General features: G+C 57.1%; 13 protein-coding genes and 7 pseudogenes. 5 read left to right on the forward strand and 15 right to left on the reverse strand.

Annotated features, from left to right (window positions below):
* From P775_RS11430 to P775_RS29830, 4 genes and pseudogenes are all read right to left on the reverse strand, one after another.
* Window positions 1-1,300, reverse strand: a 1,300-nt coding sequence (locus P775_RS11430; RefSeq protein WP_218967671.1) for a hypothetical protein, incomplete at its 3' end; no start/stop codon positions are given.
* Between the two features lie 52 nt (window positions 1,301-1,352).
* A complete protein-coding gene (locus P775_RS11435; RefSeq protein WP_180287417.1) occupies window positions 1,353-2,417 on the reverse strand; it encodes a catalase family protein in 1,065 nt (354 codons plus the stop codon).
* Between the two features lie 42 nt (window positions 2,418-2,459).
* Window positions 2,460-2,585 (reverse strand): hypothetical protein, encoded by a 126-nt coding sequence (locus P775_RS29420; protein ID WP_281256076.1) that lies wholly within the window; start codon window positions 2,583-2,585, stop codon window positions 2,460-2,462.
* Window positions 2,586-2,939: 354 nt separating this feature from the next.
* Window positions 2,940-3,181 (reverse strand): annotated as a pseudogene (locus P775_RS29830) (DDE-type integrase/transposase/recombinase); the annotation flags it as partial.
* On the opposite strand from P775_RS29830, the pseudogene P775_RS11445 reads away from it, so the two are divergent.
* Window positions 3,177-3,494, forward strand: a pseudogene (locus P775_RS11445) (IS91 family transposase); the annotation flags it as partial. The pseudogenes P775_RS29830 and P775_RS11445 overlap by 5 nt on opposite strands.
* A gap of 514 nt (window positions 3,495-4,008) precedes the next feature.
* Here P775_RS11445 and P775_RS11450 read toward each other — a convergent pair.
* Window positions 4,009-4,695 (reverse strand): hypothetical protein, encoded by a 687-nt coding sequence (locus tag P775_RS11450; protein WP_245875646.1) that lies wholly within the window; start codon window positions 4,693-4,695, stop codon window positions 4,009-4,011.
* A gap of 637 nt (window positions 4,696-5,332) precedes the next feature.
* Window positions 5,333-5,584 carry a Rossmann-fold NAD(P)-binding domain-containing protein gene (locus P775_RS11455; RefSeq protein ID WP_143520879.1) on the reverse strand — a complete coding sequence of 84 codons (252 nt, stop codon included), beginning with the start codon at window positions 5,582-5,584 and terminating at the stop codon, window positions 5,333-5,335.
* A 308-nt stretch (window positions 5,585-5,892) separates the two neighbouring features.
* Here P775_RS11455 and P775_RS29835 point away from each other — a divergent pair, with 308 nt between their 5' ends.
* The 3 genes and pseudogenes from P775_RS29835 to P775_RS28915 form a co-directional block, all read left to right on the forward strand.
* On the forward strand, window positions 5,893-6,228 hold the full coding sequence (locus tag P775_RS29835; RefSeq protein WP_218967672.1) for an aldo/keto reductase: 336 nt from the start codon (window positions 5,893-5,895) through the stop codon (window positions 6,226-6,228).
* Window positions 6,122-6,343, forward strand: a pseudogene (locus P775_RS29570) (aldo/keto reductase); the annotation flags it as partial. The gene P775_RS29835 and the pseudogene P775_RS29570, both read left to right, overlap by 107 nt.
* Window positions 6,344-6,361: 18 nt before the next feature.
* A pseudogene (locus P775_RS28915) lies at window positions 6,362-6,537 on the forward strand (IS481 family transposase); the annotation flags it as partial.
* Here the strand turns inward: P775_RS28915 and P775_RS29840 are convergent.
* The 4 genes and pseudogenes from P775_RS29840 to P775_RS11475 form a co-directional block, all read right to left on the reverse strand.
* Window positions 6,531-6,866: pseudogene (locus tag P775_RS29840) on the reverse strand (IS6 family transposase); the annotation flags it as partial. The pseudogenes P775_RS28915 and P775_RS29840 sit on opposite strands and share 7 nt — an antisense overlap.
* Before the next feature lie 204 nt (window positions 6,867-7,070).
* The gene (gene pcaF, locus P775_RS11465; protein WP_099911134.1) at window positions 7,071-8,270 is read right to left on the reverse strand and encodes a 3-oxoadipyl-CoA thiolase; all 1,200 of its coding nucleotides are present in this window, start codon (window positions 8,268-8,270) and stop codon (window positions 7,071-7,073) included.
* Window positions 8,271-8,963 (reverse strand): 3-oxoacid CoA-transferase subunit B, encoded by a 693-nt coding sequence (locus P775_RS11470; RefSeq protein ID WP_099911135.1) that lies wholly within the window; start codon window positions 8,961-8,963, stop codon window positions 8,271-8,273.
* On the reverse strand, window positions 8,963-9,682 hold the full coding sequence (locus P775_RS11475) for a 3-oxoacid CoA-transferase subunit A (RefSeq protein WP_099911136.1): 720 nt from the start codon (window positions 9,680-9,682) through the stop codon (window positions 8,963-8,965). The genes P775_RS11470 and P775_RS11475 overlap by 1 nt, the downstream gene beginning before the upstream one ends.
* A gap of 104 nt (window positions 9,683-9,786) precedes the next feature.
* On the opposite strand from P775_RS11475, the gene P775_RS11480 reads away from it, so the two are divergent.
* Window positions 9,787-10,545 carry an IclR family transcriptional regulator domain-containing protein gene (locus P775_RS11480; protein ID WP_099911137.1) on the forward strand — a complete coding sequence of 253 codons (759 nt, stop codon included), beginning with the start codon at window positions 9,787-9,789 and terminating at the stop codon, window positions 10,543-10,545.
* A 218-nt stretch (window positions 10,546-10,763) separates the two neighbouring features.
* Here the strand turns inward: P775_RS11480 and P775_RS29845 are convergent.
* From P775_RS29845 to P775_RS11505, 5 genes and pseudogenes are all read right to left on the reverse strand, one after another.
* Window positions 10,764-10,871, reverse strand: a pseudogene (locus P775_RS29845) (IS6 family transposase); the annotation flags it as partial.
* Window positions 10,872-10,925: 54 nt separating this feature from the next.
* Window positions 10,926-11,609 (reverse strand): annotated as a pseudogene (locus P775_RS11490) (IS6 family transposase).
* Window positions 11,610-11,891: 282 nt separating this feature from the next.
* A complete protein-coding gene (locus tag P775_RS11495) occupies window positions 11,892-12,350 on the reverse strand; it encodes a helix-turn-helix transcriptional regulator (RefSeq protein ID WP_099911138.1) in 459 nt (152 codons plus the stop codon).
* Window positions 12,351-12,414: 64 nt separating this feature from the next.
* Entirely contained in the window at window positions 12,415-12,966 is a 552-nt protein-coding gene (locus tag P775_RS11500) for a cytochrome b/b6 domain-containing protein (protein ID WP_099911139.1), read from the reverse strand.
* Between the two features lie 22 nt (window positions 12,967-12,988).
* Entirely contained in the window at window positions 12,989-13,252 is a 264-nt protein-coding gene (locus P775_RS11505; protein WP_099911140.1) for a PepSY domain-containing protein, read from the reverse strand.
* Between the last annotated feature and the right edge of the window lie 649 nt (window positions 13,253-13,901).

A 13,901-nucleotide genomic window follows, 5' to 3' on the forward strand; every position in this document is an offset into this window, starting at 1 on the left:
GTTCAGCCCCACCGGCCAAGCTGGTTGTCGGCACCGGCCATGGTGGTTGTCGCTCATCAACTCCTCTTGCGGCAAGCGCCGTATTGACCGCAAATGGGTAGGGCGTTGCAGGCAGGCCATCTAGCAACTCTGCCGAAAAGGCGGCTACCCTCAGGTCTGTGTCCTTAAGGCCCATTGTCATTGAGGCCGCGAGATTACGATAGATCGGTATCGGAATGTTCCCGTTGTACTGGCCGCCGCCATTGATCAGCTCGGCTCCAGATTCGTCCCATTCTGCCGTGCGATCATTCTGTTCCCAGACGGCCATAAAATCGGTCAGGCCGGGATCAGTCGGTAAAACCCTGCTGCGCAGCAACCTGCCAATGAGCTCTTCCCCCGCTTTCTCATAGCCATGTGCTGCGCTGACCCCCGTGGCATCCGCCATACCGGGAAGCCCCTTTAGCATTTGCGTCTGAAAGCCGGGGTAGGTTGCGTCAAGATAGGTGGCGAAAGCACCTACAAATCCGTCGACGTAATCGACAAAGGCTCCAGTCAATACCGCGGCATCATCTCGAAACAGCGCAATCTGACGCGCCTCGTAAGTAGCATCGAACGCCGTTTCGCCATAGCGGCTATTCTCATAGAAGAACGTATCGGAACGCGCTTCGGCCAGATCCAAACCGCGCAACACTTCCATCAAAACGGCTGCTTTGCGCTGGTCCGGATCGGTCGCGCCCTGAGCCAATGCATCGATTGTGGCATCTAACCGCACAAAATAAGCATTTATGTTGAATTGGCTGTTGATGCCCCCACGGATCAGTTCCAGACGGCCATCTTCTGTCTGCACGCGCCCGACATGGCATGCAGCGCAGGTAAAGGAGGTATAGTCTACGCCTGACGGTGTTGCCTCACCGGAAATGCCGGAGAAGCCTATCCCCACAGGCAGGGGGCCAGAAGGTGCAGCTGCATCGCGAAACAGACCAACTTCGGACATGAAATTAGCGCCCCCTGCCCATTGGTCAGGGGCGACAATGGGCAACAGCTTCAACAGGATCATCGGTGTTCCGTCTTTCTGCGAAAACGGGAACCGGGTGAACCAGTCGTAAGCAATTTCGTGATCGGCAATGTAGTTGTTTAGAGAATTGGTACGTTTCGCTCGTTCCTCGGCCCAGTTTGAATGCATGGGCAGGATCACGGGCTCCACGGCGGGCGCCACAAGCCGGATCGAGGCAGATTCCGGAATTGTGCCGCGCCAGAACAGCCCAACAGCACCGATGACGAACACAAAGAAAACGGGGAGAAGAAAAATCGATTTTTTCATCAGGCTGATTCACTTTCAAGACCGCATTTCGCTCGTTCCAGCCGCGGCATACTCACTGATTCATCTCGTGGCGCAGATCGCTAATCGCCTCGTATACGACCCGACGCATGCGGTTGACGGTTCCGAGGGGCCGATGCTCTGGCAAGGCGTGCCATGGGTTGAAACTGCGCGCCTCACAGATCGCGTTCTGCGCTGCAGTGTCGAACTGTTGCTGGTGGATCATAATCTGCGCGACGCGCACAAAGGGGGCCTCGTCCTCATCCCAGGGCGTGATAATGTCCTCTACATCCAGACCGGTGTTCCCACGCGCCTGAACAAGAAACTCCATGCAGGACGTTCCGGCCGCAAGGCTGTCACGCATTGCCGTACGCAGAAAGTTCTTGCCTGCGTCTTCCGGAACAGATGGGTTCTGGGCAATGCAGGGTCTCGCAGAATACTTGACCGCTTGGCGATCGCTACCCAGCCCCAACTGGTAAGCCGTCACAGAATAGTATCTCGTCAACAAAGGATTCGAGATCTTTTGCGACAGCATTTTGTATGCGTTTATTGACCCTTGCCAGCCAAGAATAAACGGAATCTTTAGTATCGGTAGCAGTTGCCCCGCATCCACAATCTGAAAGAATTCGGTGTATCCATGGGAATCGTTCACAAAGAAATACGGGCTGGAAATCAAGATCAGATCCTGTGCGTCAGGTGAACCTGAGTCGGCAAATAGCTTGGGCCCCGCTACACCAAGCAGTTTGATTGCCATACCGCGCGTGTCCCCTTTGTGATCATCGCCGTAGGCATTGGGTGACCCGTTGGAAAACCGAATTATCGTTTTGTACTGTGCACTCGGCTGGAAAATGCCAACTTGAAGCGGCAAAGGAATATCATCATCGACCTTGAACGTGGCACTAACACAACCATGCGCCTTGGGATGCGCATCACGACGGGCGCCGCCAGCGGTGTATTCCTGCCTTATGGTATCAGAAAGCGTTTCGATTAGCGCTTGCGCATCCGCAATCTCCGTTGCGCCGATCCGTTCACCCAGTTGACTGTCCGCTTTGGGATAAGTTTCAACACTGATTTGTGCGAATCCTGGTGACGCCACAAGCGCCGCTGCGATAACACACATTGTGCGTAGCTGTAACCTGAGCATGAGCTTGCAGTTCTTTCGTCAACCAAGTGCATGAAAGAAGCTATCGAACATCAGTTGGGAAAAGCTTAATTCTGCCGCAGCTGCATAGCCTTGATGATAGGTTGGGTTGCCGCTTGAGACGGCACTTGTGCCATTGTTATCCATTCAGCTGTCAACGCCGATTGAACTTTCCCTGGAAGCGGCGTTGTTGCACAAGTCTGACGTTAGAGGATTAACATAGTGAAGCCATGCGGTTAGACTGGCTGCATGAGCAAGCCATCAGCCGCCCGCTACCGCACCACGAACTTCTCCAGTTACACTGCAGCGCTCCGCAAGCGTGGATCCCGGTTGATCCGTTGCTCGGCAACGCATGCACGCATGCGTGAGAGGGTGGTTGGAAAAGGGCACGACCTGGCTCGCGCAGCCTGACTAGCAGCCCCGGGGAATTGTCACATAAACTGAACATGATCTGGTTGGACGCGATTATTATAAGGATCACGCGATGCTTGCTGCCGCTTTTCAAGCATCGAATGCTTCCATGCGATGATAACGGATGGTTAGGGCCGCGCGACGACGGGATGGTACGGCAAAGCGATTGCGGGTGGCGAGTGGATGGAGACGAAGCGTTGCAACCCGCCGGGCGTCCGGACCCCCTGCATCGATCGCTCGCGTTTTCGGAAAGGCAAATGGCTGTTCTCAGCACGATTATTCAAGCCCTTGTGGGACCAATGATCGAGACGGGACGCGACCTCACGTTTGACACAGCTGAAGGTGATGTCGGCAATCGAGCGCTGCCGCGCGGCGGCGCTTGGCGGGCATGTGGAGCGCTGCGCTGACTGCGCACATGAACACATCGCCTATAATTCCTGCCGTAACCGCCACTGCCCAAAATGTCAGGCGGGTGCAGCCAAGACATGGCTGGCGGCGCTCGAGGCCGAACTGCTGCCCGTGCGGTACTTCCATCTAGTCTTCACCTTGCCCAAACAGATTGCCAACATCGCATGCCAAAACAAACGAGAGATCTACAATCTGCTGATGCGGGCACCCTCGCCCTGCCTTGCCCATGTTGCGGCGGCCAGCTGATCATCGTCGAGACAATCGCTCCAGCACAGCACCCCAGAGCACCGCCCAAACCACAAAGGGCCGTAGCATAACGCACGCCCCACACGTGACGAACACCACCCTCAGCCGCAGACGATGTCACCTGCGAACCCATCATGATGCGCTGCTCCAATTGTCGGCGCGCCAAAAGTGGATGACGCCAACAAAATATCGCGCATATCGTCCAAATGCCTGCAAGCCTGCCCCCGGGCCTAGCCTGACGGGGCTCGTTCAACGGGTCTGTCAGATCGGATCCGACGCAAGCCCGCCGCCCAAATCCCCATAGCAACAAACCACCCACCAAGCCCGATCCCGCGATTTCCTGCTTGAACGCTTCTCCGCCACCAAGCAACGCTCCGCGTCACCAAAAACCCAGCGCGTGGCGTCCGAGAAACCTGCACCAAACCAGACTTGCAGCATATGGGAAATTCTATCAAGCCACCTCGCAGGCTACCGCACCTTGAATGCGCGACAGCCCTTTATTCGGTCAACCAGGGCTGCGCAGCCGCTCTAGATGTCCGTCGCGCACGGCGTCGGGGTGGATGACGCCCAATTGCGCCGGCACACTGGCAAGGCCGAGGATGCGTGCAATTGCGAAACGATGTCTGCCGCCACCGGAGCGGAGGGGTTCTCCGTCCCGCGCGATATGGAAGAAAATGCCACCGTGTTCCCGCCGGAAGTGTGCGGGTAGTTCGTAACGCGGACGAAGCCTTCCGGTTCGGAGGGCCTCCTCATAGACACGGTCAAGGGCTTCGTATCGGGCTAAAACTTCCTGTAACGTTCGTGCCCCCTCGGAAATGCCCTTCTCCGAGATAATGGCGAGGTGGTAGTCCAGAACCCCTGTTTCCGCCCAGCTCATTCCGCGAACGAAACGATCGTAGATGGCGCGCGTGGCCCGAGTTTCGGGGAGTGGACTCCGCGACTGGTCCCAGTCACCACCGATAACCAAACCACTGTGTCTGCGTTTGAATGTGGACGCTGCAGAATTGCGGCGTGCCAGATAGATATGCCGCACGTCGAGGGGGGAAACGAAGATGCACTCGTCGCTGAGAGGTGCGCTAGGCCCGAAGCGCAACCTGTTCCATCGATCCCTCAGCACTTTGTGCGGAACGCGTGCCGCGAGCGTGCGCGGCAGGTTCCTGAGGTTTAAGGTAGGGTGGTCTAGAAGGGCCATTCCGAGTACTCCGACAAACAGTCATGATGTAATCGACTGTAACTGCTTTGCAAAAGCAGATTGCCTCGTACGCGTCAATAGAGGGAAGATCACGCTTCCATGTTGTTCCGCTTTTGGGGTCCGCCACAAGACATTGACTTTGATCTCAGTCGCTGGGCTCGCCACCGTAATGGACAAATCCGGCCATGCTGACATGCTCGTAAACCTGCGCAACTACCGTCAGATCTGCCGTGAGCCCTTCTGGATGAAAAGCGCATCGTCGAACGAGCGTTCGGGCGCGGACTGCCACGACTTGCCGAAACCATAGAAATGGTGAAACGTAAGGTGGTGTCTGCCTGACGGCATGCTCCAATTCATTGGATTACGTCTTCCAGCCAACCGTATGCAACGAAGCAGGTCGATATATATGAGAGCGTTTCAGCTTGGATGGAAATCCTGTCAGCGATCACTACCGATTTTGATCGACCGTTGCGAAAGCAGTCATCGGAACAGTTGGGGCAGATGTTAGCATAGCCCTTAGTGCTGCGGGTCGGCTGTGATTGAATGATAGAGCTGCGGCGAACTGCGGCTTTAGCTCGCCGCGACGGAGTATGAAACATCGCCTGATCGCCTCAAAAGTCCGAGATTGCAAAGGGTTCTACCCGAAGGTGCGACCGATCCTGTCGAGCGCGCGCCGTATTTCCGGCAGGGCCCGGTCATCGCCGTGGCTAACGAGCCATTGGTCATGCGTAAGCTCGTCCACCACTGAGCCGGCGCGCTCCAGTCTGGCCTTACGATCATCAACGAACGTCGGCAGCAGGGCTCTGCCCAAACCGTTTAGCGCCAGATCCGGAGCAAGGCGCGGCGCGTTCACCTCTACGGCAATCGCTTCGCCGCATCGTTCAGTCACCCATTGTTCTGACGGCGTTTCCGCGCGCACAACGATCCAACCTTTCGGCGCATTGGCGGTCGCGAAGGGCGCAAACTCCAGGTGGCGGAGCTGCCGTCCATAAATGCCAATGTCCGTCGGGCGGCGCGAATGACACCCTCGACCGTAGGCGAAGGTCCGTGCAGAGATCCAAACAAGGCTTCTACGCACGGAACGGGGGCTTCGGCCCGCTCGCCCTCTAACGCCTGATTGCCGCGCTGTCGTAACCGACATGCCCGACGCACCAAACGAAAAATTGAAGCGAGATTTCAACGACTTTTGAGACAGATATGCCAATAGGCTCGCTGGGGCGTACCGGCTCCATCGTGCCCTCTCATGCGCTGGGAACCAAGACATTCGGTGTGGAGACAAATGAGCTTGAAGCCCATCGCATGCTCGACCTCTACGTCGCTCGCGGCGGTACTTTCATCGACACGGCGGACGTCTATTTGGACGGCGTGCCGGAAGAGATAATCGGCCGATGGGGGGCCGCGAGGGGCAGGACAGACGATTTCGTCGTTGCAACCAAGCGCCGCTTGGGCCCTTTCGCCGGGCAGTCGGGGCGCATCTCGCCGCGCGGTCCTGCGTGGCGTCGACAAAAGCCTGGAGCGTCTGCAAATGGATGAGATCGACTTGTTCTTCATTCATGGCTGTTACAAGGACACCGACGCTTTTGAGACGCTCCGGGCGCTTGGCGACCTAGTGACGGCAGGCAAGATCCATCCTATCGGTTGGTCCAACGTGACCGGCTGGCAGTTGGAGCGGATACGCACGCACCTCGCCGACTTCATAGCGGCCTACAACGTCGCACGCCGCCTAAAGACGCTCAGCGGACTCACGCTCTACGAATACATCTGCAAAATCTGGACTTCAGAGCCAGATCGATTCATCCTAATCTCGCTCCACCAGATGCCGGGACTAAACATCCAGATTGAACCAGAATATCATGAACGTCACCATTGCTGTCGATCGCACGCCAAAGCCATAAGTTGCGCCCGCGGATAAGACGAACCACGTCATCAAGGTGGCATTTATCACACGGCGCAGGCCGGACCCGCCGGATGGAGGCGGCATAGTGTGTGCCAAATTTTCCAACCCACTTCCGGATCGTATCGTAGCACTCGATGATGCCGCGCGCCGCAAGTAGATCCTCGACTTCGCTCATGCTCATGGGGAGCCGAAAATAAGACCAGGCCGCATAGGCAATGATCTTAGGCACGAAACGGTGGTCTTTGAAGGCGCCGGAATGTTTGGCTTTTGTCATGTTCGTCGGTGCGATTTGAGAGCGGGCCCCTCAAGTTGACGATGCCGTCTGGAGCCTAGGTTGTCGTAACGGGCGGCAAAGTGCAGTAAATTCTCGAGGCAGCGCGTATCACGCCATATCTTGGAGAAGCGTGTAATGAGTCGTCTAATGGGCTGCTCGATTAGAGAACGCCCCGGGACACGATCACCGCCCGCTTCGCCGTCGTTAGACCGCTTCCAGCACAATCGCGATGCCCTGGCCCACACCGATACACATGGTCGACAGCGATTTATCACCCGGTTTCAGATCGAGCATCGCGGTGCCAGTGATCCGCGCGCCGGACATGCCCAAGGGGTGACCAAGCGCGATCGCCCCACCATTTCGGTTTACGCGACTGTCATCGTCGGCAATACCCAAATCGCGCAGAGTGGCCAGTCCCTGCGAGGCGAAAGCCTCGTTCAGCTCGATGACGGCAAAGTCCGATTGCGACAACCCAAGACGCGCCATCAATTTCTTTGAGGCGGGGGCCGGGCCGAAGCCCATTATGCGCGGTGCGACACCAGTAGAGACTCCGCCCAAAACTTTGGCAATTGGGGTCAGCCCGTGCCGTTGCGCAGCCTCTTTGCTGGCCAGGATCAGCGCTGCTGCTCCGTCGTTCACGCCCGACGCATTACCCGCTGTCACGGTTCCATTGGTTTTGACAATGCCACTGAGTTTTTGCAGCGCTTCCAAAGTTGTGGAAGGCCGGGGATGTTCGTCCTCGGACACCACAATCGCATCGCCCTTGCGTTGCGGGATCGTGACGGCGGTGATCTCGTGCGCGAGACGTCCGCTGGACGCCGCAGCGCCAGCTTTCTGTTGCGAGCGTAGGGCGAACAGATCCTGATCCGCGCGGGAAATCCCGAAATCCTCGGCCACATTTTCTGCAGTCTCGGGCATGGAATCGACGCCATAAAGCTTTTTCATCAGCGGGTTCACAAAGCGCCAGCCGATGGTCGTGTCGTGGATCTCAACCGAACGAGAGTAGGCGCTTTCGGCCTTGGGCAGCACAAAGGGCGCGCGCGACATGGATTCAACCCCGCCTGCGACGATCAGCTCGGCCTCTCCCGCTTTGATTGCGCGGGCGGCGGTGATCACCGCGTCCATGCCAGAACCGCAGAGGCGGTTCATCGTCGTGCCCGGAACGGTGTCCGGGTAGCCCGCCAGTAACAAGGACATGCGCGCCACGTTACGGTTGTCTTCGCCGGCCTGATTGGCGCAGCCAAAGATGACCTCATCTATTGCGGACAGGTCCATCGACGGGTTGCGCCCGGCCAGCGCCCTTAAAGGGATCGCGCCCAGATCATCCGCCCGGACAGAGGCAAGCGCGCCGCCGAAACGGCCAATGGGGGTGCGGATATAGTCGCAGATATAGACGTCGGTCATTCAAAGATCCTCGGGAACGACAAGATCACCAATCTTGCCATCGCTGTGCAGCTTTGCACAGGTTACGGATTGCAGTTGCGCCAGGGTCATGGCGGGCAGCTTTTCGCGCAGGATAAATTTGCCGCCATCTATGTCGACGACAGCCAAAGAGGTGTAAACCCGCGTCACGCAGCCGACGCCAGTCAAGGGAAAGGTACAGGCTTCGACCAATTTCGGTTTTCCATCCTTGGTGAGGTGGTCGGTGACCACGGCCACACGTTTTGCACCATGGACCAGATCCATCGCACCTCCGACCGCAGGCACACCTTTAGATCCAACGCGCCAGTTTGCAAGATCGCCATTCTGCGCAACTTGATAGGCACCCAGAACGGCAAGATCAAGGTGACCGCCACGGACCATCGCAAAGCTGTCCGCATGGTGGAAAAACGACGCCCCGGGATTGAGTGTGATCGCCTTTTTCCCGGCGTTGATCAGATCCCAGTCCTCTTCACCTTCCAGCGGCGCGTTGCCGAAACCCAAGACGCCGTTTTCGGTGTGGTAGGTGACATCCCGGCCGACAGGCTGGAACTTGGCGATCATCTCGGGAAAGCCAATCCCGAGGTTTACATAAGAGCCGTCTTCGATGTCTTGCGCCGCACGCCATGCGATCTGTGCGTTGGAGAGGGCCACCTCGGAAATGTTTAGGTCGGACATCAGTGGATCACTCCCGTGCGCACGAGCACTTCTTCTTGTTTCGGATCTGCAACTTGGACCACCATGTCGACAAAAATGCCGGGCGTGATGACCTGTTCCGGGTCAATGCCGCCGGGCGCTACAAGATCAGACACTTGGGCGATGGTCTTGTCGGCGGCCATGGCCATCAGCGGATTGAAATTCCGCCCGGCCAGGCGATAAGTGAGGTTGCCAACCTTGTCGCCCATCTGGCCTTTGATCAAAGCGAAATCGGCCTTGAGCCAGCGTTCACGCACATACATCTTGCCGTCGAATTCCTCGGTCGGCTTTCCGTTTGCCAGTTCAGTGCCGTAGGAGGACGGGGTGTAGAAAGCCGGAATGCCTGCGCCTGCAGCACGAATGCGTTCAGCCAGAGTGCCCTGCGGCACCAATTCCAGCGCGATCTCACCTGACAGGTATTTCTCGTTGAACGCTTCGGCGTTGGAGCTGCGCGGAAAGGAGCAGATCATTTTTCCGACCATGCCTGCCTTGATCATCGCAGCGATGCCGATCCCGCCGTTACCAGCATTGTTGTTGATCACCGTGATATTTTTTGGGCTGCCAGTGGCGCGAAATCGGTCAATCAGCGCGTGGATCAGTTCGATAGGTGCGCCAGAGCCGCCGAAACCACCGATCATGATCTGTGCGTCATCGGGGATCTCGGCAACAGCCTCGCCCACGGTCGCGATGGTTTTGTCCATGAAGCTCTCCTCTATTATCATCAGTTTAACCTTGGCAGAGGGAAAGGCCGAGTCTCTTTGTACGCATCTTGACATTTGTTCGTTAGTTGAATGATGTGGTTCACATGACGAACAAATCCTCCAATACAGTCTCGTCTTTGGCCAAAGGTCTTCGTGTCTTTGAATGTTTCCGGGCGGATACCCCGAAACTGTCGATCGCTGACGTGTCTAAACAAACCGGGTTGGATCGGGCTACGGCGCGGCGATGCCTTTTGACTCTGCATCAAGAGGGCTATGCTGAATACGATGGAAAGTTTTTCTCCCTGACGCACCGTGCGCTGAGGCTCGGCTTGGGGGCGATTGCGTCGCTGCCCTTGCCACAACTCGTGCAGCCCTGGCTGGATCAATTGACTGACCTGATTGGCGAAAGCTGTTCGGTTTCCATTCTGGATGGCACTGAAATTGTCTATCTTGCGCGGGCGGCGCAAAAGCGAGTGATGTCCATTGGACTCATGCCCGGTTCACGCTTGCCCGCCCACTGCACCTCGATGGGGCGTGTGCTGTTGGCAGCCTTGCCGCGGTCAGAGGCGGAAGCGATTGTTGATGCTTGCGACCTTGCGCCAAGGACTGTGCACAGCATCACGGAACCCGAAGATATTATGGCTCAGATCGACCAGACCCTGGCGCAAGGCTATGCTGTCATTGATCAGGAGGTCGAGATCGGCCTGTGTTCTATCGCCGTGCCCCTGATCGATCAGCGGGGAAGGGTCGTCGCGGCATTGAACACCGGCATGGCTGCGACACCGCAACGCGCGGAGTGGGCAGTTACGAATTTTCTGCCGAAACTTCTGAATGTGCAATCTGGACTGAAACGTGTGCTGTGATGGGCTCGACTTTAAATGGCTAATCCCCCTCATCTTTACGGGTAGGGGGGGGATGACTACTCAGTGGCGAGACGTGCTTTGTTCGTCCGATCCGCAAGCATTGCGGCCGTCCGTTCGTATGCCAATCTGGACTCCAGACCCATTGATTTCGGTCCATTGCCGTGATGGTGATGTCACGTTAACTCGCCGAGTTCGCAAGTTGGCATGCCGGTCGTTGATCAAGCGGCATTTGCCGCAGATCTCCACGCCTCGAATGCTTCGAGCCGATGGTCGCGGACGGTGAGAGCGGAACGACGGCGGGCTGGGACGGAGAAGCTATTACGGGTGGTTCTGTCGCAAATTTCTGAAGTTTACGAAGAAAGCCCTTTCCTCGGACACAGTTATACTGCGAGTTCCGCGAATTGTTGAAAAGCGGATTTCCCGGCCTTGGCGAACTGGCCCTTGTGAATCATATGCGCCACCTCGATGCCTGCCAGCATTGCCGACGCCGACCGGAAGGATTTGAAGCCCTTCATCGGGCGGGTCGGTTTCTTGATGAAGCGGTGGTCTTGCTCGATAATGTTGTTGAGATATTTCACCTGCAGACTGTCAATCAACCAGCACCAGCTGTTCATAACCAACAGGCAATTCATGTGGAACAAACCGGCAGCGTTGGATCCGCTTTTGTCGATGACAACCGTGTCCGGCCAGCCGTTCCCAGCAATCGCTTTGGAAAACAATGCGGTCGCAGCCGCCTCATCACGGCGCTCAGATAGCATGAAATCAAGCGTTTGGCCTTGCTTGTCGATGGCTCGATAGAGATACGTCCACTTGCCCTTAACCTTTATATAGGTTTCATCCAACCGCCAAGATCGGCAAGTGGGGCCCTTCCGGCGATGAGCCTTGTCAGCGATGGCACCAGTGTATTTTTCGACCCACCGGTTGAGCGTCGCATGATCAACGGCAACGCCGCGCTCGGCCATAATCTCTTCGAGATCTCGTTAGGAAACGCCATACCGGACGTAGAAATAGACCGCATACAGGATCACTGATTTCGGGTAATGCGCGCCTTTAAAGCTGATCAACGTCTCAATCCTGATATTGGTTTTGGAGTGCGCATCCACTGAGCCGGGCCACTACAAAACATAACCATCTTCCGAAACTTTGCGACACTACCCCTTTCCAGCAGTCTGCGTAATTAAATTTGGTCCGCCACGGCAGCCGAAGAACCGTAATCATCTTACAAAATAAGAACTGTCCACAAATGACAATGCCAAGGGGAAACGGAGTTTAATAGATAACAAATTGAAATGACTGCTTCAGATCGGAATATATCCGATCACACAGGTTGCCTCAGAGTCAGCAGGCTACGAATTCTTTTTGCTCTGCGTCCCGACCGCGACGCCAAAAGGCAGCGGTACACCCTCAATCATATCCTCAATCAGGACCGAGATCATTTCAGCCCGATTCGAAACACCGGCCTTGCGGTAGATCGCGGCGCTCTGCGCCTTGACCGTTCCGGTTGCCGTTTGACGCAGCGCGGCGATGTCCCCTATCGACACCCCCTTGACCGACATCAGCGCCACGTCGCGCTCTGCTGCGGTCAGGCCCCAACGCGTAAACTGGTCACTCATCATCTGGGAAAAGGCGCCGGTGGCGGCATCAAGTCGCCGCTCAACACTTTGATTGCGCTGCATCATCCGGCGGTATTCGCGCAGGGTGATGAAGACGCTGAACATCAACCCGAGCACGCTGATCGCTTCGAGTGCGGTCATCAGATCGACATTGGTGAGCTCATTGGCGACATCCAGGATAAACAGAACCATGCACACGCCCTGAACCGAGGCCGCGACCAGAAAGTGGACGCGGCGCAAACGGAGTCGGGGGCTGTCAGTGGGTTCTGGGGTCATGCAGCTCCTTCTGCCCGTGGATCATCGCCGCGACAAGATTTTCTTTATGGCGCAAACTGGCGAGCAGAACCCCCCCCAGGTGTAACGCGATCAGCGCCAGAAGCCCGTTCACCAGCCCCTTGTGCCAGTGTTCGACCCATTCCTGCCCAAAATAACGGTCCATGCCCATCATCACGCCGGTGGCACAGATGCCGGAAAGCAGCGTCAGCAGCGCCAGGATCATCGCAGCGCCTGCGGGGTTGTGCCCCAGCGTCCGCCATTCCCGCCCCCGCGCCATGGCAACCAGATAGGCCACCAGTCGCCGCGGGCCGGGCACGAAATCCGCAAAGCGCGCGTGCCGCCCGCCGACCAGACCCCAGATCAGACGGAACACGATCAACCCGATCACGACATATCCGATCCAGCGGTGCAGCCAGCGCGGATCTGTCAGGAGCCACGCGCCCCCGACGCTGCTCACCAGCGCCCAGTGGAAGAGACGCACGCCCGCATCCCAGACTTTTACACGCGAAGATGTTGTTGCAGTCGATGTCATGGCATGCGTCCCTTTTCAGTGATCAGGCGTCGATACGGTCAAGCTCTTCGCCCGTCGTCGGATCAAAGAAGACCTCCATGTTGGTGCCGTCCAGCGTGCCGTAGATCTCGTAGCACGCGCCACTGTTGATCTTGAACGATCGCACCACGCCGCCTTCTTCCTCAAAGCTCTGAATCGATTTCCAGACGGGGGCGGCGGCGCCTTCGGCGGGGGCTGTGCACTCCGGCTCTGCAAAGGCGGCGGTCGCGGACAGTGTCATCATGGCGGCAAGGGTTGCGATTTTCATAAGGTCTCTCCTGAGGTCTGGCCAGATCGACATGACCCGGCGCTGATGTCCTCATGACTGAGCGCGCCGCCCTCCTCTATCGCCCTGCGGCTTAGAGGGAGCTGCATAAGCCCGGGTTTATGCGCTTGTTTGCCTGATGGGGGCCCTGAATCTAGAAGGGCCTGCAACGGATCGCTCGATGTAGAACTGCCGCGCGCAGGTGGTCTTAGAGCACTTTGCATTTGATTTGAATCGCAAGATGCCGACTGCGAATGGATGCGATGAGCTCCTGGATGCCCTCAACGGCTCTGCGGGAGAAGGTCGCGCCGCCCATTCGCAAGCTCATCAAAATCCCAAATGCACGTGTCAAAGTTTACTGTTCCTGCCCCGCCGAAAAAGCGTCTGATCAAGACGGATACCTTGGCTTGCGCCGAGAGATGATCCCCTATGCCGTCCGGGCGGAAACAATGGCTTTGGCGGGCGAAGCACACAAATTTTGATCTACAGGATCCACCAGATGCCGGAACTGAATACCTTAAGCCGCCTTCCGCTCTCCATCACTCCCCAAAAGACCTGTCAGGTCGACCGCGATATCGCGACACTCTAACACGGCGCTGTTGCATAAATCTGAAACTGGCCGCAGCTCCCCTTTCCCCGGACACACTTATCC

This window comes from Puniceibacterium antarcticum, assembly GCF_002760615.1.
Classification (GTDB): Bacteria; Pseudomonadota; Alphaproteobacteria; order Rhodobacterales; family Rhodobacteraceae; genus Puniceibacterium; species Puniceibacterium antarcticum.

Bases quoted from the DNA above. Each gene is read 5' to 3' on its own strand.
- P775_RS11435 (WP_180287417.1), bottom strand. From the start codon at position 2,417: ATGTGTGTTATCGCAGCGGCGCTTGTGGCGTCACCAGGATTCGCACAA.
- P775_RS29420 (WP_281256076.1), bottom strand. From the start codon at position 2,585: ATGGATAACAATGGCACAAGTGCCGTCTCAAGCGGCAACCCAACCTAT.
- P775_RS11450 (WP_245875646.1), bottom strand. From the start codon at position 4,695: ATGGCCCTTCTAGACCACCCTACCTTAAACCTCAGGAACCTGCCGCGC.
- P775_RS29835 (WP_218967672.1), top strand. From the start codon at position 5,893: ATGCCAATAGGCTCGCTGGGGCGTACCGGCTCCATCGTGCCCTCTCAT.
- pcaF (WP_099911134.1), bottom strand. From the start codon at position 8,270: ATGACCGACGTCTATATCTGCGACTATATCCGCACCCCCATTGGCCGT.
- P775_RS11470 (WP_099911135.1), bottom strand. From the start codon at position 8,963: ATGTCCGACCTAAACATTTCCGAGGTGGCCCTCTCCAACGCACAGATC.
- P775_RS11475 (WP_099911136.1), bottom strand. From the start codon at position 9,682: ATGGACAAAACCATCGCGACCGTGGGCGAGGCTGTTGCCGAGATCCCC.
- P775_RS11480 (WP_099911137.1), top strand. From the start codon at position 9,787: ATGACGAACAAATCCTCCAATACAGTCTCGTCTTTGGCCAAAGGTCTT.
- P775_RS11495 (WP_099911138.1), bottom strand. From the start codon at position 12,350: ATGGTTCTGTTTATCCTGGATGTCGCCAATGAGCTCACCAATGTCGAT.
- P775_RS11500 (WP_099911139.1), bottom strand. From the start codon at position 12,966: ATGACATCGACTGCAACAACATCTTCGCGTGTAAAAGTCTGGGATGCG.
- P775_RS11505 (WP_099911140.1), bottom strand. From the start codon at position 13,252: ATGAAAATCGCAACCCTTGCCGCCATGATGACACTGTCCGCGACCGCC.